Annotated in this window: 24 protein-coding genes and 1 pseudogene; 13 read left to right on the top strand and 12 right to left on the bottom strand. The window is 52.9% G+C overall.

The features are described from left to right. Positions 1 to 8 precede the first annotated feature (8 nt). The 3 genes from A6A26_RS17370 to A6A26_RS17360 form a co-directional block, all read right to left on the bottom strand. A complete protein-coding gene (locus A6A26_RS17370) occupies positions 9 to 1241 on the bottom strand; it encodes an MFS transporter (RefSeq protein ID WP_063879891.1) in 1233 nt (410 codons plus the stop codon). An 85-nt stretch (positions 1242 to 1326) separates the two neighbouring features. Beyond that, positions 1327 to 2769, bottom strand: coding sequence for a pyruvate kinase (pyk, locus tag A6A26_RS17365; RefSeq protein WP_063879890.1), 1443 nt, complete (start codon positions 2767 to 2769; stop codon positions 1327 to 1329). Positions 2770 to 3062: 293 nt separating this feature from the next. After that, entirely contained in the window at positions 3063 to 3926 is an 864-nt protein-coding gene (locus A6A26_RS17360; RefSeq protein WP_063879889.1) for a MurR/RpiR family transcriptional regulator, read from the bottom strand. A 370-nt stretch (positions 3927 to 4296) separates the two neighbouring features. Here A6A26_RS17360 and zwf point away from each other — a divergent pair, with 370 nt between their 5' ends. Together zwf and A6A26_RS17350 are read left to right on the top strand one after the other, a co-directional pair. After that, positions 4297 to 5772 (top strand): glucose-6-phosphate dehydrogenase, encoded by a 1476-nt coding sequence (gene zwf, locus A6A26_RS17355; RefSeq protein ID WP_063879888.1) that lies wholly within the window; start codon positions 4297 to 4299, stop codon positions 5770 to 5772. A gap of 187 nt (positions 5773 to 5959) precedes the next feature. Next, positions 5960 to 6598 carry a bifunctional 4-hydroxy-2-oxoglutarate aldolase/2-dehydro-3-deoxy-phosphogluconate aldolase gene (locus A6A26_RS17350; protein ID WP_063879887.1) on the top strand — a complete coding sequence of 213 codons (639 nt, stop codon included), beginning with the start codon at positions 5960 to 5962 and terminating at the stop codon, positions 6596 to 6598. Between the two features lie 47 nt (positions 6599 to 6645). On the opposite strand, the gene purT is transcribed toward A6A26_RS17350, so the two are convergent. Then, on the bottom strand, positions 6646 to 7824 hold the full coding sequence (gene purT, locus A6A26_RS17345) for a formate-dependent phosphoribosylglycinamide formyltransferase (RefSeq protein ID WP_063879886.1): 1179 nt from the start codon (positions 7822 to 7824) through the stop codon (positions 6646 to 6648). A 171-nt stretch (positions 7825 to 7995) separates the two neighbouring features. Here purT and A6A26_RS17340 point away from each other — a divergent pair, with 171 nt between their 5' ends. Together A6A26_RS17340 and A6A26_RS17335 are read left to right on the top strand one after the other, a co-directional pair. After that, positions 7996 to 8640 (top strand): tellurite resistance TerB family protein, encoded by a 645-nt coding sequence (locus A6A26_RS17340; RefSeq protein ID WP_063879885.1) that lies wholly within the window; start codon positions 7996 to 7998, stop codon positions 8638 to 8640. A 116-nt stretch (positions 8641 to 8756) separates the two neighbouring features. Then, complete coding sequence (locus A6A26_RS17335) at positions 8757 to 10829, top strand: prolyl oligopeptidase family serine peptidase (RefSeq protein ID WP_063879884.1); 2073 nt, start codon at positions 8757 to 8759, stop codon at positions 10827 to 10829. Here A6A26_RS17335 and exoX read toward each other — a convergent pair. Next, complete coding sequence (gene exoX, locus A6A26_RS17330) at positions 10813 to 11481, bottom strand: exodeoxyribonuclease X (RefSeq protein WP_063879883.1); 669 nt, start codon at positions 11479 to 11481, stop codon at positions 10813 to 10815. The two genes, A6A26_RS17335 and exoX, sit on opposite strands and share 17 nt — an antisense overlap. A gap of 2 nt (positions 11482 to 11483) precedes the next feature. Beyond that, entirely contained in the window at positions 11484 to 11714 is a 231-nt protein-coding gene (locus A6A26_RS17325) for a DNA polymerase III subunit theta (protein WP_019105100.1), read from the bottom strand. 150 nt (positions 11715 to 11864) lie between these two features. Between A6A26_RS17325 and copC the strand changes: the two genes are divergently transcribed. From copC to A6A26_RS17310, 3 genes are read left to right on the top strand one after another with little or no spacing between them, the layout of a single operon-like run. Further along, positions 11865 to 12239, top strand: a complete 375-nt coding sequence (gene copC, locus A6A26_RS17320) for a copper homeostasis periplasmic binding protein CopC (protein ID WP_063879882.1) — start codon at positions 11865 to 11867, stop codon at positions 12237 to 12239. 4 nt (positions 12240 to 12243) lie between these two features. After that, positions 12244 to 13119: a copper homeostasis membrane protein CopD gene (gene copD / locus A6A26_RS17315; protein ID WP_063879881.1), complete on the top strand. Its 876-nt coding sequence runs from the start codon at positions 12244 to 12246 to the stop codon at positions 13117 to 13119. A 27-nt stretch (positions 13120 to 13146) separates the two neighbouring features. After that, complete coding sequence (locus A6A26_RS17310) at positions 13147 to 13494, top strand: YebY family protein (protein WP_063879880.1); 348 nt, start codon at positions 13147 to 13149, stop codon at positions 13492 to 13494. Between the two features lie 355 nt (positions 13495 to 13849). Here the strand turns inward: A6A26_RS17310 and A6A26_RS17305 are convergent, their stop codons facing one another. After that, complete coding sequence (locus tag A6A26_RS17305) at positions 13850 to 15394, bottom strand: methyl-accepting chemotaxis protein (RefSeq protein WP_063879879.1); 1545 nt, start codon at positions 15392 to 15394, stop codon at positions 13850 to 13852. Between the two features lie 476 nt (positions 15395 to 15870). Beyond that, complete coding sequence (locus tag A6A26_RS17300) at positions 15871 to 16584, bottom strand: GntR family transcriptional regulator (RefSeq protein ID WP_063879878.1); 714 nt, start codon at positions 16582 to 16584, stop codon at positions 15871 to 15873. Between the two features lie 279 nt (positions 16585 to 16863). Between A6A26_RS17300 and A6A26_RS17290 the strand changes: the two are divergent. The 3 genes and pseudogenes from A6A26_RS17290 to A6A26_RS17275 all read left to right on the top strand — a co-directional run bounded on the left by A6A26_RS17290 (position 16864) and on the right by A6A26_RS17275 (position 20551). Beyond that, positions 16864 to 18486: pseudogene (locus A6A26_RS17290) on the top strand (alpha-glucoside-specific PTS transporter subunit IIBC). Further along, a complete protein-coding gene (locus tag A6A26_RS17285) occupies positions 18483 to 19805 on the top strand; it encodes a 6-phospho-alpha-glucosidase (protein ID WP_063879875.1) in 1323 nt (440 codons plus the stop codon). Before A6A26_RS17290 ends, A6A26_RS17285 begins: the two are co-directional and overlap by 4 nt. A 275-nt stretch (positions 19806 to 20080) precedes the next feature. Continuing rightward, positions 20081 to 20551, top strand: coding sequence for an MEKHLA domain-containing protein (locus A6A26_RS17275; protein ID WP_063879873.1), 471 nt, complete (start codon positions 20081 to 20083; stop codon positions 20549 to 20551). 37 nt (positions 20552 to 20588) lie between these two features. Here the strand turns inward: A6A26_RS17275 and A6A26_RS17270 are convergent, their stop codons facing one another. Continuing rightward, a complete protein-coding gene (locus tag A6A26_RS17270) occupies positions 20589 to 22133 on the bottom strand; it encodes a methyl-accepting chemotaxis protein (protein WP_063879872.1) in 1545 nt (514 codons plus the stop codon). A 593-nt stretch (positions 22134 to 22726) separates the two neighbouring features. Between A6A26_RS17270 and A6A26_RS17265 the strand changes: the two genes are divergently transcribed. Then, a complete protein-coding gene (locus tag A6A26_RS17265; protein WP_063879871.1) occupies positions 22727 to 22921 on the top strand; it encodes a hypothetical protein in 195 nt (64 codons plus the stop codon). 39 nt (positions 22922 to 22960) lie between these two features. Here A6A26_RS17265 and A6A26_RS17260 read toward each other — a convergent pair whose 3' ends face one another. Continuing rightward, positions 22961 to 24094, bottom strand: a complete 1134-nt coding sequence (locus A6A26_RS17260) for an acyltransferase family protein (protein WP_063879870.1) — start codon at positions 24092 to 24094, stop codon at positions 22961 to 22963. A 181-nt stretch (positions 24095 to 24275) separates the two neighbouring features. Here A6A26_RS17260 and A6A26_RS17255 point away from each other — a divergent pair, with 181 nt between their 5' ends. Then, a complete protein-coding gene (locus tag A6A26_RS17255) occupies positions 24276 to 25022 on the top strand; it encodes an SDR family oxidoreductase (protein ID WP_063879869.1) in 747 nt (248 codons plus the stop codon). After that, positions 24988 to 25317 carry a GNAT family N-acetyltransferase gene (locus tag A6A26_RS17250; protein WP_082875203.1) on the top strand — a complete coding sequence of 110 codons (330 nt, stop codon included), beginning with the start codon at positions 24988 to 24990 and terminating at the stop codon, positions 25315 to 25317. Before A6A26_RS17255 ends, A6A26_RS17250 begins: the two co-directional genes overlap by 35 nt. A gap of 50 nt (positions 25318 to 25367) precedes the next feature. On the opposite strand, the gene mdtI is transcribed toward A6A26_RS17250, so the two are convergent. Together mdtI and mdtJ are read right to left on the bottom strand one after the other, a co-directional pair. Next, complete coding sequence (mdtI, locus tag A6A26_RS17245) at positions 25368 to 25697, bottom strand: multidrug/spermidine efflux SMR transporter subunit MdtI (RefSeq protein ID WP_063879868.1); 330 nt, start codon at positions 25695 to 25697, stop codon at positions 25368 to 25370. Next, positions 25684 to 26034: a multidrug/spermidine efflux SMR transporter subunit MdtJ gene (mdtJ, locus tag A6A26_RS17240; RefSeq protein WP_063879867.1), complete on the bottom strand. Its 351-nt coding sequence runs from the start codon at positions 26032 to 26034 to the stop codon at positions 25684 to 25686. Before mdtJ ends, mdtI begins: the two co-directional genes overlap by 14 nt. Positions 26035 to 26124: the final 90 nt, after the last annotated feature.

The following is a 26124-nucleotide window of genomic DNA, read 5'->3' as shown; positions in this document are numbered from 1 at the left end:
TGCATGATTTAAAGTGGCGTCACTTTTGCGTGGCGCTTACGTTCGCGCAGAAACATCAGCACCAAACCAAACCACAGTATGCCGCTGATAAAGTTAATCAGGCTAAACCCGATCACCCCGCTGTTAAAATAAAAATGCTTAGCCAGTTCAATGCCCGTGGCCAGCGTCATAATGCTGACCATGCCCAGCATCGCCGCTACGCTGCCTTTGCCCTCATCGCTGGCATACAGCGTCAGGCGATAAAGACCGGCATTGACCATGCCGCCGCCAAACGCATACAAACTGAGTCCCGCCGTAATAAACAGGTAGCTGTGCGCGTTAAGCAGTGTGGCTAACAGGGCGAGACTCAGGCCCAGCAGTATCGGCCATGCCGCAAACCTGACGGGCTGTTCTATCGGCATCCGGCCTACCAGCTTACTCAACGTCACGTTGCCGGCGATCATCGCCAGAAAAACCGGGAGCTGGAGCAGGGCGTACTGCATACGGGAAAGCCCTTCATCCCGCATTAAAATCACCGGGGACAGCGCAACCCAGGTCAGGATGGGGATAAACACCAGCCCAATAGCGAAAGAGCCAAACATCACCTGACGATCTTTGAGAAGACGGCCGTAGTTGCGTGCCAGCACAGGCAGCGCAACAGACTGGGTGCGATCCCCGGCGGTTTCAGGCATGACGCGCCATAAAACGATAAATGCCACAGCGCTACAGGCGGCGAACAGCCAAAACATACTGCGCCAGCTTCCCACTGTCAGCCAGGCTGCGCCCGCCAGCGGGCCGGCAAGGGGAGCCAGTAAGGCCACGTTTGCCATCAGCGCCATGATGCGCACCGCTAAGGCTTCGTCAAAAGCTTCCTGGATGGCCGCATAACCTACCGCGCCAATAAAACACAGGCTGATGCCCTGGACGAAACGCAGGCTGACAAACTCCTGAATATCACTGACCCAGGTGGTCAGAATGCAGGCGGCAGCGAAAAACAGAATCCCAAACAGCAATACTGGCCTACGGCCATATTTATCTGACAGCGGGCCAAGTAACCACTGCAGCACAACGCCGCCCAGTAAATAGGCTGTGAGAGAGGTGGATACCCATTCTGCGCCTACATCGAATTCGGCAGTCACCAGCAACATGCCGGGTTGAATCATATCGTGAGCAATATAGGTCGCAAATTCGTACAGCACCATCGCCAGCGGAAACAGCATCATGCGACCAGTGAGCTGGCTGATGGGTTGGTAACGGGCCATCCGGCCTCCTTGTCAAAAAACAAAAACGCGACTGCAGGGCAGTCGCGTTTCCAATGGTAATACAGGTGAGGCTAAAAAGGCGGAATTAATCGACGCGCAGCACACGACCTGTATTGGTTGTGCCGGTGGCACCCATGACGTCACCCTGGGTTACCACAACCAGATCGCCAGACACCAGGAAGCCCTTGTCGCGCAGCAGATTTACCGCATCATGGGCGTTAGCCACGCCTTCATTGTTGCTGTCAAAGAACACCGGTGTGACACCACGGAATAAGGCCGTGATGTTCAGCGTGCGCTCATGACGAGACATGGCGAAGATGGGCAAGCCAGAGGTAATGCGCGAAGTCATCAGGGGCGTACGACCGGATTCCGTCATGGTGATAATCGCGGTTACACCCTGCAGGTGGTTGGCGGTGTACATCGCCGACATAGCGATAGCTTCTTCGATATTGTCAAACTGTACGTCCAGACGGTGTTTGGAGACGTTAACGCTTGGGATTTTTTCTGCACCCAGACAGACTTTTGCCATGGCAGCTACCGTTTCAGCAGGATACTGGCCTGCGGCGGTTTCAGCTGACAGCATTACGGCATCCGTCCCATCCAGCACGGCGTTGGCCACATCCATAACTTCTGCACGGGTTGGCATTGGGTTTGTGATCATCGATTCCATCATTTGGGTCGCGGTGATGATGGTACGGTTAAGCTGGCGGGCGCGGCGGATCAGCGCTTTCTGGATACCGACCAGTTCAGGATCGCCAATCTCGACGCCAAGGTCACCACGGGCGACCATAACAACGTCTGAGGCCAGAATGATGTCGTCCATGGCTTCCTGAGAGGCAACCGCTTCAGCACGTTCCACCTTGGCGACCATCAGGGCATCACAGCCGGCATCACGCGCCAGACGACGTGCATAGTGCATGTCTTCGCCGCAGCGCGGAAAGGAAACGGCCAGGTAATCAACGTTAATTTTTGCCGCAGTAAGGATGTCTGCTTTGTCTTTCTCGGTCAGCGCTTCCGCCGACAGACCGCCACCCAGTTTGTTAATGCCTTTGTTGTTAGAGAGCGGGCCACCAACCGTGACTTCGGTAAAGACTTTTACGCCCTGAACTTCCAGCACCTTTAACTGTACGCGCCCATCATCCAGCAGCAGGATATCGCCAGGCACCACGTCTTCAGGCAGACCTTTATAGTCGATGCCCACGCGCTCTTTATCGCCTTCGCCTTTCCCCATTGACGCATCCAGCAGGAAAGGGTCACCGACGTTCAGGAAGACTTTGCCTTCTTTAAAGGTTGAAACGCGGATTTTAGGCCCTTGCAAGTCGCCAAGAATGGCAACATGCCGCCCCAGTTTTGCCGCAATCTGGCGCACTTTGTCAGCACGTAGTTGGTGATCTTCAGCGGTGCCGTGGGAAAAGTTAAGACGCACGACGTTAGCGCCAGCAGCAATGATTTTTTCGAGGTTATTGTCGCGGTCAGTGGCTGGGCCGAGGGTGGTTACGATCTTGGTTCTTCTTAAACGTCGGGACATAGGGATTCCTTTGGAGGTTGGAACTGAGCTGAATCATTACATTTTAAGGGGTTAACCTATCAGATCATGCTTACCACACAGAGGTATTATTATACATTCGAGTGTGTCAGAACTGTGGCACCGGGCCTTAACGAAGTAAAGTAAAGGCATTTTTCTTAGATACAATACTGAGACTCACCAAGGAAGTCATCCCCTGGACGGCTTTAGCGAAAGCTTAATTGACCAGACGCAAGCCAGGTCGCTTTTTCGCACAGGCTACGCGCCAGCCAGATGCTGCCCGACCAGCCGGTGAATCAGGAGATATCGTTATCGGCGATAGCGGTTTTGTCGTAGCGCGAGGCCTTCAGGGCTTCTTTAACCCGCTTCAGGTTCTGCCGGAAGGATGGCCCCCGTTCCAGCGTAAATCCGGTAGCCAGCAGATCGATCACGGTGAGTTGAGCCAGTCGCGAGACCATTGGCAGATAGATATCGGTGTCCTCCGGCACATCGACGAGCAGCGCCAGCGTGGCGTTAAGCGCCAGCGGCGAGCCTGCTGACGTGATGGCGATAACGGTAGAACCGTTGGCGCGCGCGAGCTGCGCCAGCTCGACCATATTGCGGGTGCGCCCGGTATGGGAGATCAAAACAAACACCTCGTTGTCACGGCTGTTGATACAGCTCATGCGTTGCATCACCACATCGTCTGACCAGATAACCGGCAGCTTAAACCGCAAAAACTTGTTGAAGGCGTCATGCGCTACCACGGCGGACGCACCTAAACCAAAGAAGGTAATTTTATCGGTACGCGTTAAATAAACCACGGCCTGTTGCAGGGCAGCAAGATCGAGGCTGTCCCGTACCCGCTGAAGACCGGCCAGGGCGGAATCGAAGATTTTCTCGCTGTAGCGCTCAACGCTGTCATCTTCCTGCACATCCCGACTCAGCCAGTTAGGTGACTTCACCAGGGCCTGGGCAAGCTGAAGTTTAAAGTCGGGGAAACCCGCCGTGCCCAGGTGTCGGCAAAAGCGGTTTACCGTGGGCTCACTGACCTCGGCTGCCCGAGCCAGCGTGGCAATACTGGAATGTATCGCTTGCTCAGGTGCGGCGAGAATATGGTGTGCCACTTTACGTTCTGACTTACTGAGCACAGTCATCTGCGCACGAATTTTATCCAACATAGTCCTGACCTGCTAAGCATGGCGTATCTGTTAAAATGAATAATTGCTGTTGTTACAGTTAATTAACAGAGAATATACCCTGCCTGACCGACAGGGGCGCAAGGTCTGATAAGTCTGCAGCACTTTTTTTTGCGATAATCAGGCCCACGCTGGATTTTTGCCAGACAATATTTGACACAGAAAAATAGAGGAAAGCGCACGGGTCAACCTACCTCAGATGCTAATTGGGTGCAGAGTTAGCGTCGCGACGCCGCTGGCTGGTTTACCTGGCCTGGGGAAAAAAGTACATTGTGCTGAAAGAACATGACAACGTGAACCCGGTGCTCAGGACGCAACGCCACCGGGACAATCCTGCAACGAGGAGAGGAAAATGGCGGTAACACAAATAGCCCAGGCATGCGATCTGGTAATTTTCGGCGCCAAAGGCGATCTCGCCCGTCGTAAACTATTGCCCTCGCTGTATCAGTTAGAAAAAGCGGGCCAGATTCATGAAGAAACCCGAATCATCGGTGTGGGCCGGGCTGAGTGGGATAAAGCTGAATACACCAAAGTGGTGCGTGAAGCGTTAGAAACCTTCATGAAGGAAAAGATTGATGAAGCGCTCTGGGACAAGCTCAGCAGCCGTCTCGACTTCTGTAATCTTGATGTGAATGATACCTCGCATTTCCCACGACTGGGTAAGATGCTGGATCAGAAAAACCGTACCACCATCAACTATTTTGCCATGCCGCCAAGCACCTTTGGTGCCATCTGTCAGGGACTGGGCAAGGCGAAGCTGAATGACAAGCCGGCGCGTGTCGTGATGGAGAAGCCGCTGGGCACCTCGCTGGAAACGTCAAAAGAAATTAACGACAGCGTGGGCGAATATTTCGACGAGAGCCAGGTTTTCCGCATCGACCACTATCTGGGCAAAGAAACGGTGCTGAACCTGTTAGCCCTGCGATTTGCCAATGCCATCTTTGTGAATAACTGGGATAACCGCACGATCGATCACGTGCAAATTACCGTGGCCGAAGAAGTCGGTATCGAAGGCCGTTGGGGCTATTTTGATAAAGCCGGGCAGATGCGCGATATGATCCAGAACCATTTGTTACAGGTTCTGACGATGATCGCCATGTCTCCACCTTCCGATCTCAGCGCGGACAGTATTCGCGATGAGAAAGTGAAAGTGCTGCGCTCGTTGCGTCCAATCGATCAAACCAACGTCCGCGAAAAAACGGTGCGCGGTCAGTACACGTCTGGCTTTGTGCAGGGCAAGAAGGTACCAGGCTACCTGGAAGAAGAAGGCGCGAATAAAACCAGCGCTACTGAAACCTTTGTGGCTATCCGCGTGGATATCGATAACTGGCGTTGGGCAGGCGTACCTTTCTACCTGCGTACCGGTAAACGTCTCCCGACAAAGTGTTCAGAAGTTGTGGTGTATTTCAAAAACCCTGAGATGAACCTGTTCAAAGATTCCTACTCTCAGTTACCACAGAATAAACTCACTATTCGTCTGCAGCCTGACGAAGGTGTTGATATCGAGATCCTGAACAAAGTGCCAGGCCTGGATCACAAACATAAACTGCAAACCACCAAGCTGGATCTGAGCTACTCAGAAACCTTCAACCAGTCTCATCTGGCGGATGCCTACGAGCGCCTGTTACTAGAATCCATGCGCGGTATTCAGGCGCTGTTTGTGCGTCGCGATGAAGTGGAAGCCGCCTGGACGTATGTGGATTCGATTATCGATGCATGGGCCGCAGATGGCGATTCATCCAAGCCTTATCAGGCAGGGACGTGGGGGCCGGTTGCTTCCGTCGCCATGATTACCCGTGATGGTCGTTCCTGGAACGAATTTGAATAAATGCCTCAGCCCGCCGCGTGCGGGCTTTTTTTTGCACTCACTCTCAAAAATGAACTGCCGTTTTAAAAATCTCAACCTGCAATAGACGGATAAACCCCTGTTCCTGTATGGTAGTAGCGCTGTTAACAGGGCTGACGCTGTGTTTTCTCCGGCGTGCCGCTCCCAATGTTATGCATCAGGGGATGTGATGAAAAACTGGAAAACGAGTGCCGAACAGATTCTGAAAACCGGACCGGTCGTGCCGGTAATTGTGGTTAATAAACTGGAACATGCGGTTCCTATGGCGCAGGCGCTGGTCGCAGGCGGCGTCAAGGTGCTTGAGGTGACGTTACGCACCCCCGTGGCGATGGAGGCACTGCGTGCCATTATCAAACATGTGCCTGACGCCATTGTAGGGGCCGGCACCGTGCTTAACCCTCAACAGCTGCAGGAAGTCACAGACGCGGGTGCTCAGTTTGTGATCAGTCCGGGTATTACTGAGCCGTTGCTCAAGGCTGCGGTGGAAGGCCCGATCCCGCTGATTCCAGGTATTAGCACGGTGTCAGAATTAATGACGGGTATGGATTATGGTTTGCGGGAATTCAAATTTTTCCCGGCGGAGGCTAACGGCGGGGTAAAAGCGCTGCAGGCTATCGGCGGGCCTTTCCCTCAGGTCCGTTTCTGTCCGACGGGCGGTATCTCACCAGCGAATTACCGTGACTATCTGGCGCTGAAAAGCGTGCTTTGCATCGGCGGCTCCTGGCTGGTGCCCAACGATGCACTGGAAGCGGGTGACTGGCAACGCATTACCCAACTGGCGAGTGACGCCGTCGCTGGCGCGAAGTAAAGCAAGTCAAAAGTGTGCGGTGAGTCCCGGACTCACCGCAAACGGCATTAACCCTGAACGCTGACTGCTGCCGCGCTGGCGACCGCGCGCGCAACGGCTTCTTCGGTTGTATCAGCACAGGCCAGGGCGACGCCCAAACGGCGCTGACCCTCGATGTCCGGTTTGCCAAACAGACGCAACTGTAAACCTGCACCCAGCGCGGCTTCCACATTCACGAACTGCACATTCTGGCTGGTTAACTGCGGCAGGATCACGGCTGACGCAGAAGGGCCGTACTGACGAATGGCACCAATGGGCAGACCAAGAAAAGCACGAACGTGAAGGGCGAACTCAGACAGGTCCTGTGATATCAGCGTCACCATACCGGTATCGTGCGGCCGGGGTGAGACTTCACTGAATACCACGTCATCGCCACAGACAAACAGCTCCACGCCGAACAGTCCATAGCCACCTAAGGCTTTTACCACGGTTTCAGCGATATGCTGAGCACGTTGCAGTGCCAGTTCGCTCATCTGTTGAGGCTGCCAGGATTCGCGGTAATCGCCGTCTTCCTGACGATGGCCAATGGGTGCACAAAAATGAATGCCGTCAACGGCACTGATGGTCAGCAACGTGATCTCAAAATCAAACTTCACCACGCCTTCGACGATAACGCGTCCTGCGCCCGCACGGCCACCTTGCTGGGCATAGTCCCAGGCTTTTTCCAGCTGGCTGGCATCCCGGATAAAGCTCTGACCTTTACCTGAAGAGCTCATCACCGGTTTAACGATGCATGGAAACCCTATCTCGGCGGCGGCAGACACAAAATTATCTTTACTGTCGGCAAAACGGTAGCTGGAGGTAGGAAGCGCCAGCTCCTCTGCCGCCAGACGACGAATGCCCTCGCGGTTCATGGTCAGGCGCGCGGCGCGTGCAGTGGGCACCACGTGCTGGCCTTGCTGCTCCAGCTCCAGAAGCTTATCGGTCGCGATAGCTTCAATTTCGGGCACGACAAAGTGAGGCTTTTCCTGCGCGATAACGGCGGCCAGTGCATCACCATCCAGCATGTTAATCACATGGCTGCGATGGGCAACATGCATCGCAGGCGCATCGGCATAGCGGTCAACCGCGATCACTTCCACACCCAGACGCTGACATTCCAGCGCAACTTCTTTGCCCAGTTCACCTGAGCCCAACAGCATAACGCGCGTTGCGGCAGGGCGCAGCGCAGTTCCGAGAGTCGTCATAAATCCACCTAAAATCAAAGCAGTCAAAATGCGCGCGCAGTATATACGAAAACGTTTGCGTTCTCACCCCTTCTGCTGTTGAGGCAGGGTTTGCGCTACTTTTCCTGCTCTGACGTTTCCTGACATCTTTTTGGTAATGATGATGTTTCCGAATGGTTAAGGGAGTGAACGATGAATAACTGGCTGCAACAGATTCAATCGCTACTGGCTACAAAAAGCAGCGATGGCAAATCCAGCGGTGGATTGAGCGATATGTTGGCTCCGGGTGCACTGGGTGGGCTGGCGGGCATGCTGGTGGCCAGCAAATCATCCCGGAAGTTGTTAACCCGCTATGGCGGCAAAGCATTGATTATCGGCGGCGGTGCAGCAGCAGGGGCTGTACTGTGGAACAAATACAAACAACGGGTGCGGGAAACCCATCAGAATGACCCCGGCTTTGGCGAATGGCAAACGCCTGTGGATCAGCGGGCAGAACGTCTGGTAACCGCTCTGGTCTTTGCCGCCAAAAGTGATGGTCATATCGACGATCGGGAACGCGCAGCGATTGAGCAAAATATCCATCAGGCAGGCTACGGTCAGGATGCCGAAACGCTCATCCAGCAGGCTATGCAGCGACCGCTGGACCCTGAGTGGCTCGCCGCTGATGTCAAAAATGAAGAAGAGGCGCTTGAACTCTATTTTCTGAGCTGTGCCGCCATTGATGTGGACCATTTTATGGAGCGCAGCTATCTATCGGCACTGGGCGATGCGTTAAAAATCCCACAGGATGTCCGTGATGGCATTCAGCAAGATATCCTCCAGCAGAAAGCCAGCTAATCCCGAACAGGGCCGCCACATGGCCCTGAATTAATTAACAATGTTCTTACTTAACTTGGCATCTGATTACATTAGTGCCACGCTTAGTGTTCATTACATTCAGCGGGACGGATGACATGAAAGCACCGAGCGCAAAAAAAATACCTTATGAACTCTCGTTGCATGGCGAGACGCGCGTTGATAATTATTACTGGTTGCGTGATGACAGACGTGAAGACAGCGACGTACTGGACTATTTGCGCGCTGAGAACAATTACGGCCAAAAAATCATGGGTTCACAGCAGCCCTTACAGCATCGTATTCTGCATGAAATTATCGACCGCCTGCCACCGCAGGATCACTCCGTACCTTATGTGAAAAATGGCTATCGCTATCAAAGCCGGTATGAAAGCGGCAATGAATACGCTGCCTATTACCGACAGCCAGCCGCCAGCGAGGAGAGCGAGGCGTGGACGTTGCTGCTGGATGCGAATCAGCGTGCGTCGCACAGTGATTTTTACACCATGGGCGCGCTGCACATCAGCCCGGATAACCGGGTAATGGCGCTGGCAGAAGACTTTCTTTCCCGGCGTCAGTACGGTATCCGCTTTCGCAATCTGGATAACGGCAGTTGGTATCCAGAGGTGCTCAACGATGCGTCCTCCAGCTTCGCGTGGGCCAGCGATTCGCGCACGCTCTATTACGTACGTAAACATCCGCAAACCCTGTTGCCTTACCAGCTCTGGCAACATGAGTTGGGCACGCCGCAGAGCGACGATCGGTTAGTTTACGAAGAAAAAGACGATACCTATCACCTCAGCATCCATAAAACCACATCGAAACAATTCATCCTGGTCGTGCTGTACAGCACCAGCAGCAGTGAAATTCAGCTGATTGATGCCAGTTTCCCGGACGCTATTCCACAGGTTTTTTTGCCCAGACGGCGCGATCACGAATACAGTCTCGATCATTATGACCATACATTTTTTATACGCTCGAATCGCGATGGGAAAAACTTCGGCCTGTATCGCAGCCGCTATCTGGAGGAGTCACGTTGGGAAACCGTGATCCCGGCGCGCGACCATATTGTGATGGAAGACTTTCAGCTCTTCCGTGACTGGCTGGTGGTGGAAGAGCGCCAGCGTGGGCTGACCAGCCTGCGGCAAATCAACTGGCAAACGGGAGAAACCAGCGGCATTGCGTTTGACGATCCCACCTATGTCACCTGGCTGGCATACAACCCCACGACCCGCACCAGCAAGCTGCGCTATGGTTATTCGTCAATGACCACGCCCGCCACGTTGTTTGAACTGGATATGGACACGGGCGAGCGCCGCATTTTGAAACAGAGTGCGGTAAAAGACTTTAATCCGGATGATTACAAAAGCGAGCACCATTGGATCACCGTCTCTGACGGGACAGAAGTACCGGTCTCGCTGGTGTACAACCGCAAGTATTTCCAGAAGGGGCAAAACCCGATGCTGGTTTACGGGTACGGCGCCTATGGCAGTAGCATGGACGCTGATTTTAGCGTCAGTCGCCTCAGTCTGCTGGATCGCGGTTTTGTCTATGCGCTGGTGCATGTGCGAGGCGGCGGGGAGATGGGACAGCAGTGGTATGACGGTGGTCGACTGCTGAATAAAATGAACAGCTTCACCGATTTTATCGATGTGACGAATGCGCTCGTGGCTCGCGGATTCGGTCATCCAGACCGGCTTTACGCGATGGGCGGAAGTGCGGGGGGATTACTGATGGGCGCGATCATTAATCTGGCCCCAACGCTTTATCATGGCGTGGTCGCACAGGTGCCTTTTGTCGATGTGTTAACCACCATGCTGGACGAGTCTATTCCTCTGACGACCGGAGAATATGAGGAGTGGGGCAATCCCAATGAGGCGGAATACTACCGCTATATCCGGCAATACAGTCCTTATGACAATGTTGAAGCAAAAACCTGTCCCCACCTGCTGGTGACAACCGGATTGCATGATTCACAGGTGCAATACTGGGAACCGGCTAAGTGGGTGGCAAAACTGCGGGAGCATAAAACGGATGACAATCTGCTGCTGCTGTGTACCGACATGGACTCGGGGCATGGCGGCAAGTCGGGTCGATATAAGGCTTATGAAGGCGTAGCCCTTGAGCTCACCTTCATTGTCGCCCTTGCGCAGGGTAGCCTGCCACCGGCAGATCTTACGGAAGCTGACTAAGACATTTACGCAGCGCCTGCCGCAATGGTGGGCGCAAATCTTTTACGTTATCCAGCATCCATTTCAAATAACCCGGATCTTTACGGGCAATCACGGCCAACGCCTGACCACGATACTTGCCAAATGGCAGCACATCATCACGTTGAGCGGCAGGCTGCGAGCGTTGACACATTTCTTCCGCATTCCAGCCGGAGATCGCCATAATCCTGATGAGCAGGGCAGCCGTGACATAGCAGTCGTAAAGTGCCCGGTGGGCATGTAACTCCGCGGGCGGGGTAACTTCCAGCTTAAGGCTATGGCGCAGCGCCTGATTGCCATATTTGATGCCCGGCCACAGCTGACGTGCCAGCGTCATCGTGCAGATCCACTCGCCGTGCATTTCCGGCAACATCCGGCGATCGAAACTGGCGTTATGTGCCACATAAAAGGCACTGCCGTGATAGCGGGCGACGGCCTCTTCAATCGGCGGTTTGCCGATGACCATGGCTTCCGTAATGCGGTGCACGGCCATGGCCTGACGACTGATTGGCCGGTCAGGTGACACAAGATCGCTCATTGGATTGACGATCTGGCCGTCAACCACATCGACCGAGGCAACCTCCACCACGCCGCCTTGCAGCCCGCAGGTTTCCGTATCAATTACGCGTAGCATCATTATTTCTGTTTAGGCTCGTAGGGCAGGCGTGACAAGTTGAGAGAGGCCTGACGGTAATGCATTAAACGCTGACGAAACCAGTCGCGCAGGGCTTCTGGTTGTTCATTCGCGACCATTTCAGCCACGACAGGCATGTTATAGCGCTCTTTAAACGCAACGCCTGCCGCCGCCAGATCGACATTAACTTTGTCTTTCTCTTCCTGCGACAGCAAGGCAAGGTTATGACTCATGATGTTCTCCCGATAAACGTGGCCAAACGGAATGTTTTCCTCCGCATAGCGCAAGGTACAGGATAGCATTGCTGGCCTCGACAGTTAAATCGCTGCGGCGTATTCTTGCGCCACGCTCGTGGCCTTAACGACAGCTAACAGGATGATGTGATGAACAAAACAGCGATTTCTCGTGTGGTAATCGGCCTGGTTGCCACTGGTGCCCTGGCTTTTAGCCAGTTCGCGCTAGCCCATGCGCATCTGCAGTCTTCGACGCCTGCAGCCAACGCGGCGGTTTCACCCGCCCCACAGAACATTACGCTGACCTTCACCGAAGATGTGGAAGCGGCATTCAGTGGCGTTGAGGTAACCAATGCACAGCATAAAGCCGTAGGCGAAAAGGCCCGGCTGGATGGCAAGCAGCACAACCGCCTGCTGGTGGATTTTGCCCAACCGCTGGCGCAGGGCAGCTATCAGGTCAACTGGCACGTGCTGTCCGTGGATGGGCATAAGACGCACGGACGTTACGCTTTTACCGTGAAATAAATCTGTGACCCTGTTGTGGCTGGTGCTGCGCGCGCTGCATTTCACGGCGTTGATATTGCTGGTGGGAAGTACCTTTTATACCACGCTGCTGGCGCCTGCTGCGTTTCGGCCATCACTGGCAACCCGTCTGTTTCCCTTGCTAAAGGCAAGCGCCTGGCTGGCGCTGTTAACGGCGCTAGGGATGCTGGCCACGCAAAATGTGCTGATGAGCGGCGACTGGCATAATCTGTCAGACATGTCTGTCTGGTTGGCGGTGTTCTCAACCCGCTGGGGATCGGTATGGCAATGGCAGCTACTGTTTGCGCTGTGCGGCCTGGCCGCGATAATCCTGCGCGGGCGGCTACGTCAGCAGGTCTGGCTGTTGTCTGGCCTGCTGCAGACCGGCTCCCTGGCGCTCACCGGCCATGCCGCGATGCGCGAAGGCATAACCGGACTGCTGCAACAAGGTAACCACGCAGTACATTTAGTCGCCGCCGCCTTCTGGGCGGGCGGGTTAGTGCCGATGCTGGTGCTGATGCGAGTGGCACGTAATATTGAATTCCGGACTGATGCCATCCGAACCATGATGCGTTTTTCCCGTTATGGTCACATTGCTGTAGCCTTAACGATCGTCACCGGTGTGATTAACAGCCTGCTGATTGCCGGGTCGCCAGTAGACTGGCATCTCAATGATTATGTTGTACTGTTGTTGTGCAAGGCAGGGCTGGTGTCACTTATGGTGCTGATTGCGCTCTGGAACCGCTACTGGCTGGTCCCGCGCTTTCATGTTGCGGGCCTTGCTGCGCAACGTCTGTTTATTCGTATGACTCAGCTGGAAATTGTGCTGGCATGCGGCGTAGTGGGGTTGGTCAGCGTGTTTGCCACGTTGTCGCCAACCTGATTGATAAGAACCCGATAAAGGTAAGTTATGTTGCTGAAGAGAGCGATCCCCACACTGCTGTTATTAACGCTGGCTGGTCAGGCGCTGGCGGCGCAAATCATCACCGTCAGCCGTTTTGAAATTGGCAAAGACAAATGGCCATTTAATCGTGAAGAGGTGATGTTAACCTGCGAGAAAGACGGATCGCTGTTTGCCATCAATCCCAGTACTCTGATGCAGTATCCGCTCAATGATAAAGCGGATGCCCAGCTCAACGCTAAGCGGGTGACAGCGCAGCCCATCAGTGTGATTCAGGCACCCGATAAAGCACATCCGGGTCAGATGATGAGTCTGCAACCGATTGTTGAACGCGCCCAGGCGCTGTGCACCCAATAAGACTCAGGGCACGGTGACGTGCCCGAATCACCGCAAATTTGTCTTACCGGTCACAAACCTGTCGGGTTTATGGACTGAGCCGCTGCGCTGGCTGGAAAATCTACAGGGTTGTCCTACGCTTTATTAGCAAGGCGAGAGCCTCTATCAATGCCAACTTTTAGCGCACGGCTCCTTGAGAGCCATTTCCCTGGACCGAATACAGGAATCGTGTTCGGTCTTTTTTTGCTTTTCTGCACGCTACATGACGGCGCAGATTGTCTGAGATGTTATCCACCCGACAGCACCCGGCCCCCGCAACCGGAGGGCCGAAACGTAACCGGCGCGGTCACGTTTCATTGCCTTGTGCTAAAGGGCGCTACACCTGGAACGCTGCAACCATGCCACGCAGTGCGTGTGCCTGTTCAGAAAGTGACTGTGAAGCAGAGGAGGACTCCTCAACCAGTGCGGCGTTGTTTTGGGTAACGCTGTCCATCTGACTCACGGCGATGCTGACCTGCGAAATCCCCTGCATCTGTTCGGACGAGGCCAGAGAGATCTCATCCATTGCCGTTGCCAGTTCACCCACCATGTTAACAATCTTCAGAATACTTTGACCGGTTCCACTCGCGACTGTCACACCGTCTGCAACCTGTTGAACGGCCTGTTCAATCAGCGTTTTTATTTCCTTGGCGGCGATAGCACTACGCTGGGCCAGATTTCGGACTTCCCCTGCCACTACGGCAAAACCGCGACCCTGCTCTCCGGCCCGCGCGGCTTCAACGGCGGCATTAAGCGCCAGAATATTGGTCTGAAAAGCAATGCCTTCAATGACGCCGGTGATATCACGGATCTTTGTCGCACTGTCTGAAATCTCTTTCATGGTTTCCGACATCCGTTGCATATCTGCCTCGCCACGTTGAGCCAGATTGGCTGTCTCGCGCGCTGATGTCGCTGTGTGCTGTGCCCCAGAGGTATTGCTCTTCACTGTCGCGGTTAACTGCTCCATGCTGGCAGCGGTTTCCTGTAAGGCGGCAGCCTGCTCTTCAGTACGGGAAGAGAGTTCGGTATTGCCTTGTGCGATTTCATCGGCGGCCAGCGCGACGTTAGCGGAAGAGCTTTTGATCTCTGAAACCAGGCTGCGGAGCCTGGCCTGCATACCGTCAAGGGAGGCCAACAGGCTTGAAGTATCGTCACGACGCAGTAGCACTGCGGAGGTCAAATCACCGTTGGCAATCGCAGCCGCAATAGACTGGGCCTGAGCAGGCTCGCCCCCTAACTGACGCATCAGCACACGGGTGATAATAAATCCGGTGACGACTGAAAACACGATGGAAAGCAGGCCCAGGATAACCAAAATGAGTGTTGAGGTTCGGGTTGAACGACTGTTATCTTCGACTGCTTTACGGCTGTTATTCAACTGAACGGTAGTCATTTCGCTAAGAGAACTGAGTAGTGCACGTTGAGCAGGACGCACCGTTACCATCAGGTAATTTATGGCTTCTTGTGAACGGTTATCCAGACCAAACTGACCGGCCTTTTCCAGACCGGCGATCACCTGATCTTCATTGACCTGAAGTTTTTCCAGCGCGGCACGCCCGGCGGCCGTGGAGTCCGTACGCATGATGGTTTCAAGGGCTTCACGATTTTTTAAATAAGCCGCTTTTTGCAGTTTCAGCCGCTCCCACTCAGGCTGCATTGCTTTGATATCGGTAAGAAGCGCGAGGTTTCTCGCTGCAATAGCCATATCTCTCAGTTCATCTCGCATATCAACAGCGAGTTGATATTTGCGCATCTTAACATTGACCGCATCATCCATACCGGCACTGGCGGAATTAAGGGCTTTGAAAGAAATAACAATACAAATAATAAAAAGCAGAATTAACAGGCCAAAACCTATTGCCAGACGCGTTGAGATTTTCATCTTAGAATTCCTGAAAGTTAAGTTCAGGGTTCTTATCGGCAGAAAATATATAAAAAATTAATAAAAAATGCACATTTTTGAAATAATAAAATCTGTACGTAGGGTGAAAGTTTCTGGGGGAATGGTCATTTAAAAGGACTTGTAAGTTTAATTAACCAATTGAACATGGGGATGATAGGGAGGAGGATAATTTTTCAAAGCTATTATGCAGCACAGCAGTGGATCGCTAAAGATGTGCCACGAGGAAAGAACTGCATTTTCCTTAATTTGAAATAAGTGCCCCCATTTTCCTTATGCGTGACGCTTTTGTTAAATTAACAGACAAGTTTATCCGATCGCCTGCTACATTAAATTTAACGACATTTTAAAATGTGTTAACGAAACTCTGTCTCAAAAACTAAACTGCGATTCGAACCGGTGATTTTCTTTCACGGGAGTGAAGCACGCTCGCGCCTTGATGAAGACTGCTGATAGCTTTAGTCACTCAACCCGGTGCGTCGTAAATGATAGTTAACCTGGTAATCGTAGGTGTTTCTGTACATCACTGCGTAGTTGATAAATGCGCCCGTATTGCTGTATGAAAGCGAATCGACTCTGAGTAGCAGTGTTTTCTCAGCGATATTCATGAGGTGCGACAGGCGCTTATCTGATAAAACCGGGCTCAAAGATTCGTAATTGCCCTCTAAAACAATGCCACATTCCTGCTCGATATAGTCAAATTTAGATTTTTCCAGATGGGCCAGGGTAAGATCAGGAAATGTTTTAACTGGCATATAACTTTCTTCAAGCATCAGCAGCTTTTCATCAACATATCGTAACCGACGTGAGAAAAAGAGGCGTTCACCGCTGTTTATGCGTAACTGACTGGCTACGGCGGGAGGCGCGGCGATTAATTCAAATGCCAGAACTTTACTAATAACCTCCTTTCCCTGCAGACGTAATACCTCAGCCAGCCCGGTGAGCGAACTGGTTTCATGACAAATATCCTTTCCTGAAACGTAGGTTCCGCTGCCATGTCGTCGCTCCAGCAACCCTTCACTGACCAGCAAATCTATTGCCTTACGTAGGGTCATTCTCGCCACGCCAAATTCTGTGGCGAGCACTTTTTCAGCCGGTATAGCACTACCGACTGCCACGTAGGGTGAATTTAACCGGAGACGAAGTTTGTCAGCAATAAATTTATAGATCACTTCTGTACCTCCTGGAATGGGGACATAACCGCCAACATACGTAGCATAACGTTAAGGCGTGCAGGGGTTATAAATAAACTCAATTTTTATTTTTTTAACCGCACGGCAAGATGTCTGGTTATTACCATGAAAATAGACATCATGATTAAAAATAAAACCATGAGGGTGCTCACAAAGTCGCCAGTGACCACGTATGTCAGGTGAGGTATTGCCTTATTTTGACTGCGGTTACATTGACTATAACGATATATTCTTAGAGTCGTTGCGTGAGGAACTAAAATGCTCAGTCAAATACAGCGCTTTGGCGGCGCCATGTTTACCCCAGTATTGTTATTTCCCTTTGCCGGCATCATCGTTGGCCTTTCAATTATGTTACGCAACCCTTTATTTGTAGGGGAAGCACTAACGCATCCAGATAGTTTATTTAATCAAATAGTGTTCATTATTGAAGAAGGCGGCTGGACGGTTTTTAGAAATATGCCGTTAATTTTTGCGGTTGGCTTGCCGGTGGGGTTGGCAAAACAGGCTCAGGGACGTGCCTGCCTGGCCGTTGTCGTCAGTTTTTTAACCTGGAATTACCTGATTAATGCCATGGGCAGCACCTAGGGCGATTTTTTTTCCGTCGATTTTTCCAAAGGCACTGAAGCCGGAAGCGGACTGGCCATGATCGCCGGGATAAAAACGCTGGATACCAGCATCATCGGTGCCATCGTCATCGCCGGTCTGGTGACGGCGCTACACAATCGTTATTTTGATAAACCACTGCCGGTGTTTCTGGGTATTTTTCAGGGCTCATCATTTGTGGTCATTGTTGCCTTCTTAGCGATGATCCCCTGCGCCTGGTTAACGCTGTTTGGCTGGCCCAAAATTCAAATGGGCATTGAGTCGCTTCAACAGTTTTTACGCGATGCGGGCGCTGTTGGCGTGTGGGTTTATACCTTTCTTGAACGCATTCTGATCCCCACCGGACTGCACCATTTTATTTATGGACCTTTTATCTTTGGCCCGGCAGTGGTTGAAGGTGGCATCCAGGTTTACTGGGCCGAGCATCTGCAGGCGTTCAGCCAGAGCACGCAACCCCTCAAACAACTGTTTCCTCAAGGCGGTTTCGCCCTTCATGGCAACGCCAAAGTGTTTGGCGCAGTGGGGATTGCGTTGGCGATCTATTCGACAGCCTCACCGCTTCAGCGGATCAAAGTCGCAGGGTTATTAATTCCGGCCACGTTGACAGCCGTACTGGTCGGCATCACAGAACCCCTGGAGTTTACCTTCCTGTTTATTTCGCCCCTGTTGTTTGCGGTGCACGCTGTGCTGGCCGCCAGCATGGCGACAGCAATGTATATGTGCGGCGTCGTGGGGAATTATGGCGGCGGCTTACTGGACCAGTTTCTGCCGCAAAACTGGATACCCATGTTCCCTAATCATGCTGGCATGGTCCTGACCCAAATAGGCATTGGCCTGGTTTTTACGGGCCTCTACTTTGTGGTTTTTCACCAACTCATCCTGCGGTTGAACCTGAAAACGCCCGGTCGTGAGGACAGTGAAGTCAGGCTTTACAACAAAGCCGACTACCGGGCAGCGCGACACGCGCCTGCTTCATCTGGTGGGCAGAACCCGCAACACGATCAGGCACGGGGTTTTCTGCATGCATTGGGCGGGGCCAGCAATATAGCCAACATCAACAACTGCGCCACGCGCCTGCGGATAACCCTGGTCGATGAGGCTAAAACGCAAAACGATGCCGCGTTTATGGCGCTGGGGGCGCACGGTGTCGTCCGGCGTGGCAACGGTATTCAGGTCATCGTGGGCTTACAGGTCCCCCAGGTGCGCGAGCAACTTGAAAGCCAAATGAAAGACCAGGCCGAATCTGAAGCAACACCTTCCATGGAGAAACCATTATGAAGACATTCTCAGTTTTAATTGCGGGCGGCGGCAGCACGTTTACGCCGGGTATTGTGCTGATGCTCCTGGCGAACCGGCACCGCTTTCCTTTGCGCCAGCTGAAATTTTACGATAATGACGCCGCCCGTCAGGAAACCATTGCACAGGCCTGTCAGATTATCTTGCAGGAACAGGCACCTGAGATTGCGTTCAGCTACACCACCGATCCGCAGGAAGCATTTAGCGACGTCGATTTTGTTATGGCGCATATTCGGGTCGGTAAATATCCCATGCGTGAGCAAGATGAAAAAATCCCGTTGCGTCATGGTGTGCTGGGCCAGGAAACCTGTGGGCCGGGTGGCATTGCCTATGGGATGCGCTCAATCGGCGGCGTCCTTGAGCTCGTCGATTATATGCAACAGTACTCACCCGACGCCTGGATGCTGAATTATTCTAACCCGGCCGCCATCGTGGCTGAGGCAACGCGGCGCCTGCGACCTGAGGCGAAGATCCTGAACATTTGTGATATGCCGATTGGTATAGAAGGTCGGATGGCGAAAATTGTCGGTCTGCAAGACCGCAAACAAATGCGGGTACGCTACTACGGACTCAATCATTTTGGCTGGTGGACTGCTGTTGAAGATCTGAAAGGAAATGATTTGATGCCACAACTGCGTGAGTACGTGGCGAAACACGGCTATGTGCCGCCTTCAGAGGCGTCGTCAGTGGAGCCGAGTTGGAACGACACCTTCGTGAAGGCGCGCGATGTGCAGGCGCTGGACCCACTGACGTTGCCCAATACCTATCTGAAATATTATCTGTTTCCAGATTATGTGGTCGCGCATTCCAATCCTGCACGCACCCGCGCTAATGAAGTGATGGATCATCGTGAAAAGCAGGTATTCAGTGCCTGCAGGGCAATCAGCGATGCAGGTCATTCATCTGCCGGCGAGTTGGAGATAGACGAACATGCTTCCTACATTGTCGATCTGGCAACCGCGATCGCCTTCAATACTCAGGCGCGTATGCTGTTAATTGTGCCTAACCGGGGTGCCATTTCCAACTTCGACCCGGAAGCGATGGTGGAAATTCCCTGTCTGGTCGGTCGTAACGGTGCAGAAGCGCTTCAGGTTGGAGACATTCCTACTTTCCAGAAGGGCTTAATGAGTCAGCAGGTTGCGGTCGAAAAGCTTGTGGTGGAGGCATGGGAACAGCGTTCCCGGCAAAAGTTATGGCAGGCCATTACCTTGTCTAAAACGGTGCCGAGTGCGGCGGTCGCAAACGCGATTCTCGACGATCTTATCGAGGCGAATAAAGCCTTCTGGCCGCCATTGAGCTAAACCGCCAGCCAGCCTGGGATTGCGTTCAGGCTGGCTGACTTCAGCGCACACAGGGCGAGCCAACAGAATCGAATGCCGTTATGGATCACCCTGTGGATGGAGCGCGGGAGATGCCAATATTCTAACGTGCACTGAGCGGCGATAGCCGTGCTGTGCGCAGCGCGCGAGGTAGATACCTGTGAGCCATTCATCTTCACCGTAACCCATTCTTGATTTTCAACACGCATCCCGCCACATTACCTCCTCGCATCCTGCCTTTTGTAACGGAGTTGATAATGTCGACGGAAAACCAACTGGCTTTATTGCAGCGTATTGATGAACGCTACCGTGCACTCACCGGACGCGGCCTTTATTGCCCCGATGAGCATGTTGATCGCTACCTGTGGCTGCATGAACATGCACCGTACAGCATTCTGGCCCACAGTAGCGAAGCCGATCCGGTATTTGTTTATGCCAATCGTTGTGCACTGAGCTGCTTCAAATACAGCCTGGAAGAGATGCTGCAATTGCCTTCACGACTCAGTGCCGGACCTTCCGACAGGGAAGCGCGGCAGCGCCTGCTGGACATTGTCAAACGCGACGGCATTGCCACCGGCTACAGCGGGCCGCGGGTAGATAAACAGGGCAAGAGTTTCATCATCTATGAGGGCGAGGTATGGCAGTCAGACAGGGACGCAGAGGCCGGCTGGGGCCAGGCCGCACTGTTCTGGCCCGGTCCCCGTAACGGGATGGCAGAGATAACCTGATCGGTCAGGTCATCTCTGCCAGATGAAGAGGGCGCATTTATACCCTGAAGGCTTCGACCATGCCGCGCAGGGCGTGCGCCTGTTCAGAAAGTGACTGTGAAGCGGACGATGACTCTTCCACCAGGGCGGCGTTATTCTGCGTGACGCTGTCCATCTGGCTGACGGCGACGCTGACCTGAGAAATGCCCTGCATCTGTTCGGAAGAGGCCAGTGAGATCTCATCCATCGCGCTGGCCAGATCGCCCACCATGCTGACAATCTTCAGGATGCTTTCACCTGTACCGCTGGCGACTTTCACGCCGCTACCAACCTGTTCCACTGCCTGCTCAATCAGTGATTTTATCTCTTTCGCTGCGGTAGCGCTGCGCTGCGCCAGGGTACGGACTTCGCCCGCCACCACCGCAAAACCGCGGCCATCTTCGCCGGCCCGTGCGGCTTCAACCGCAGCATTGAGCGCCAGAATATTGGTCTGGAAGGCAATTCCTTCGATGACGCCGGTGATATCGCGAATTTTAGACGCGCTCAGCGAAATCTCGTTCATGGTTTCCGACATCCGGTGGACGTCGCTTTCGCCGCTGCGTGCCAGTACGGCGGTCTCGCGAGCCGTAGATGCGGTACTCTGAGCACCGGCGGCATTACTTTTCACTGTGGCGGTAAGCTGTTCCATGCTGGCTGCGGTTTCCTGCAGCGCGGCTGCCTGCTGTTCGGTACGGGAGGAGAGCTCCGTATTACCTTGGGCGATTTCTTCAGCCGCCAGCGCGACATTGCCCGAGGTCTGTTTAATTTCCGATACCAGACCACGAAGTTTGGCCTGCATAGCATCCAGTGAAGCAAGCAGGCTGGTGGAATCATTACGACGGAGCGTGACGCTGGAGGTCAGATCGCCTGCGGCAATCGTGGCCGCCAGCACCTGTGCCTGCGCCGGTTCACCGCCAAGTTGGCGCATCAACACACGGGTTATCATATAGCCGGTGGCCACCGAGAACAGCACGGAAAGCACGGATAAAAACACCAAGGTCAGCGAGGCCCGACTGGTGGCATTGCTGTTGACTTCCACCGCATTTCGGCTGTTGTGCATCAGAATGTCGGTGGTTTTATTTAGGGCGTTCAGCATATCGCGTTGCAGCGGACGCAGGGTTTCCATGAGATAACGTGTCGCTTCATCTCGCTCATTCTTCAGTCCCAGTTGCCCGGCGGACTCAAAGGCACCCATCACCGTGGCCTCAAGTTCTTTGATGTGACTCAAGGCAGCTTGTTCTTCAGCAGTGGACTGGCTCTGCATAATGGTTTCGAGCGTTTCACGGTTTTTGATGAACAGGCTTTTCTGTGTTTCAATGCGTTCCCATTCTGGCTGCATCTCTTTCGTGTCAGAAAGTAAGGCCAGATTTCGCACGGCTATCGCCAAATCCCGCAGCCCGCCGCGCATATCAAGAATAAGCTGGTACTTCCTCATTTTGACATTCACGACCTCATCCATCCCCGTTTTAGCGTTATGCAGCGAGTTAAGGGAGACGGAGGTACAGATAATAAAAAGCAGAATTAACAAACCGAAACCTATTGAAAGACGAGTAGAGATTTTCATGTAGATGTTCCCGATGGATTACCGTTTTGTTCTCTATCGGCACCAGTCTGGAAAAGGATTAACGAAAAAAGCAAAATTTACATAAGTTTCTTTAATATTATTTTTATAAATCAGAAAAATGATCTTAATCAATAAAGAGGGATATTTTTGTTATGGGCAGTATATTCAGGCAGAAGTCAGGAATTTAAGATGGCAGGTTGATGTGTTTAATCGGTTTGAGCGCGGATTTTCGGTGAAAACATAAATTATAATGGTGGTTGCGATTAACCCTGATAGCGCTGATTCAGCGGACATCAGGATCATGCCCGCGACCTGCTATCAGGCTTTAGCCAGTGCCTTAACGCATAACGCCTATCGCACACGGCGATGCCATCCTCTCTCCGCGGAGAGGACGCAACATTACCGAACGGATAACACCGCGTGCCGAGATAGCAGGATGCAACCGGGTGCTGTGCCCGCAGAAAGAGAGGATAAACAGCAGCAAGAATATGTGATCAAGGTAACAATCTTGACGCGAATTTTAAGTTTATCAGACACTTCATTACGCCAGTTTCTTCACTATAGCGACTCCATTCACAGCATGGGAAAGCGCAATGAAGAAACCGTTAGCCGTGGCCTGGTTATTTTTGATGATTTCATTTGGGGCAACCGCACAAGGTCTGGTGCACACCAGGATCGATCGCGTTCATGTCGCCGGATTAAAAACCCATAGCAGCATCGCCGATACGCCGGAGTCACCGGATGAACACGTGAGGGAAAGGCAGCACGAGGTGGGTAAAGCCGTGTGAAGTGAATAAAATGGCTCGCACTCGCGAGCCATTGTTCGGTCAGCGTGCAGGCTTAGCTGACAGGAACCTTTTACCCAGATTGATCCCCGGTTTTTCCACGTATTTGAACAGTAACGATGCCAGTCCATAGGTCAGCGGAATCGACACGGCGCATACGATCAGGAAACGCGTCAGATCATGTTGATACTCAATATCCGTCTGATTAAGCAACAGCGCAATCGCTGGAATCACGATCAGCAGGTGCAGCAAATAAACCGAAAACGAGACGTCACCTAACCATGTACTTAGTCGGTTGTTCAAAAGCTTGCGTGGGATCTGGATCAGTTTCGCCATCAGACTGTTTTCCTGATACTGCCACAGCACGGCCGCCATACCGATAATCATGACGGCTTCCAGCATCACCTGCAGCTTAATGGCACCCAATCCGATAAGAACGCTGACTGCCGGTCCGGCAAGGGCAAACACGATATAAAGCAGGGATTTGCGTCGAACGGCTTCGGCCAGCAACATACCTGAAATAAACATATTCAGTTTAATCAGAATCATCGATGGCATTTCAAACGCTTCATAGTAGTCGGGCAGCAGGTAACGACCGGCACAGCTCAGCGCCATAATGCTCAGCAGGGCGGTGGCATAACCAAAGCGCATCACCGCCAGCATAATAAAGGGAAACAGCAGATAGAACTGCATTTCCAGCCCAATGCTCCAGTCGGGCAGCGTTGTATTGAATCCATAGGCGGGCAGCAAGCCGAACAGGAACGACAGGTGCGTTAGCACGTTCATCAACGACTGATCGGCATAGCGGGAGGATTCTGTCGCGGTGCCGGAATAAAACTGTGCAATGGTATCGCGCATTTCACCAAACCAGGGGCCGTAAATCAGCGCAACGGCCAGCAGCAAATAGTAGAGTGGGGCGATGCGGAAAAAACGACGTAACCAGAATTTCTTGATGGTTTCCGCACTTTGCCAGGGCTCTTTATGCTGGCGTTCTACGTAGTTTTTCGCCATCAGATAACCCGAAAGCAGGATAAACAGATCCACACCAATGCCGGGTGAGGAAATCAGGGTGATATGGCAATGGATAAGCAGACTGATGTGCCCCAGCAGTACCCAAAGAGAAGCAATGCCACGCAACCCCTCCAGCTCCGTGGACCAACCTCGTGTCGCAGACATGGTAAAACCTCGTTAATCAGTTAGTTATACTGGCTCTAAGGCGGTAACTAAGCCTTAACGCTGTTGCCAAGTCCACCCGCAAACAAAAAAGTGAGAGGATTCTGACGCTGTGGTTAATAATTGAACGGCGAGATGATGTGCTCGCTAACGCTGTCTGGTACGTCAAACGGGAACCGAAAACATGAAAAAGAGTGGCAATACGTTGTTGATTACTGGCGGGGGATCGGGCATTGGGCGGGCACTGGCACATCGCTGGCACGACGCCGGAAATCAGGTGATTATCACCGGACGTCGGCAGGAAACCTTAGACGATGCGGCAGCCGGACGAGAGCGCATTGCAACCTGGGTGATGAATGTTACGGATGCAGCCGACGTCAACAACGCCATTCCTCAACTACTGCGCACCTACCCGCACGTGAATGTTTTAGTGAATAATGCCGGTGTGTTCAGCCCCGAAGATATCACTACAGTGCGGGATCTGAGCGAGGTAGCCAGAATGACAGAAACCAATTTTATTGCTCCCATCAGGCTCACGGATGCGCTGATCGATCATCTCAGCGGTCAGCCCGATGCAGCCATCATCAACGTCTCCTCAGGATTGGCCTTTGTGCCTTTTCCGGCGTCACCAACTTACAGTGCGACCAAAGCGGCACTCCATTCTTATACGGCGGCTATTCGGCCACTATTGCAGGGAAAGGTGGAGGTGATTGAGATTATCCCGCCCCAGGTGCAGACCGAGCTGGCGCCCGGACAGTCACAGGATGCCAACAGTATGCCGCTTGATGTGTTTGCCGATGAGGTGATGACGTTATTGCATAGCGGGGCAACGCCTGCGGAAGTCTGCGTGGCGCGCGTGCGCTATTTTCGCGAGGCCGAAGCGAAAGGCCACTTTGATGAGGCTTTGCAAATGCTCGTACAGTACAGCTAAGAGCACGCGGGCACGGTCGGATAACCAGGATAGCCCCATTGGTATTGGCCGGGTCATCGGGGACGGAGGATGCTTTTTTGTCATTACGGATATTGCAGTGATCCCGCAGCATCAAAAGAAAGGCGTAGGCGATCGTATTATGCGTGCGCTGATGAATTATATTCAGCGTCACGCACCGCCGTCAGCTTATATCAGTTTAATCGCCAGCCACGGTACGCCCGCTTTTTATGCGCGCTATGGTTTTGAACCGGCACTGCCTCCCGAGCGCGCAGGGATGTTTTTGCGCATCGCCTGATACGCGTGACGTCATAAATGACAATGGGGGACGTCACCGTCCCCGCAGTGTCAGGCCAGTTTAAGGATAATCATTCCCAGTAATAGCAGGGCAAGCCCGGCCCAGCCTGTTCGGTTGAGCCGCTGATCAAACAGAATCCATCCTGCTGCCACGGTCGCGACGAGGCCAAAGCCACCCCACAGGGCATAAGCAATCGACAGCTCAATGCCTTTTACCGCTTGAGACAGCGCGCTAAACGCCAGCAGCACGCAGGCCAACGACAGAATCCCATAACCGGGTTTTTTAAAGCCGTTGCTGTACTTAAGTAAAATATTAGCGGCGATCTCCAGCAGCACGGCCAGCGCCAGCCAGGTAAAGTGAATAAGATCAGGCAGGATCATGTTCTGCCTCCTTGACCTCACCGCTGCCGGCTTTAATTAACAGGATGCCGACAACCAGGGTGAACAGGCCGCAGACTTTCATCAGCGATAAGGTTTCGTCAAACAGCTGCACGCTAAATACGGTGATCAGCATAATGCCAACGCCTTCCCAGAGCGCATAAGCGACACCCAACGCAATGCGCTTAATGGCGAAACTCAGAAAGAGATAAGAACAGGCAATCATCCCCAGCATGATCACATATCCCGTCTGGCTTTGATTCAGGCTGGACCATTTCATGGTTAAAGTGCCAATGATTTCCGTAACAATAGCGAGTGCTAATAATCCCCAGGCGCGCATGGGTTTTCTCCACAAATAAACGTCATGATTTACCGTGATGCGTAACGCAACGGCAGAAAGAGAAATTTGCTGGCAGAGAGGGGACTAAAG

Source organism: Pantoea sp. OXWO6B1, assembly GCF_001641135.1.
Classification (GTDB): domain Bacteria; phylum Pseudomonadota; class Gammaproteobacteria; order Enterobacterales; family Enterobacteriaceae; genus Pantoea; species Pantoea allii.
The sequence above is the reverse complement of the archived record's forward strand: the minus strand, read 5'-3'. Positions and strand labels throughout refer to the sequence as shown.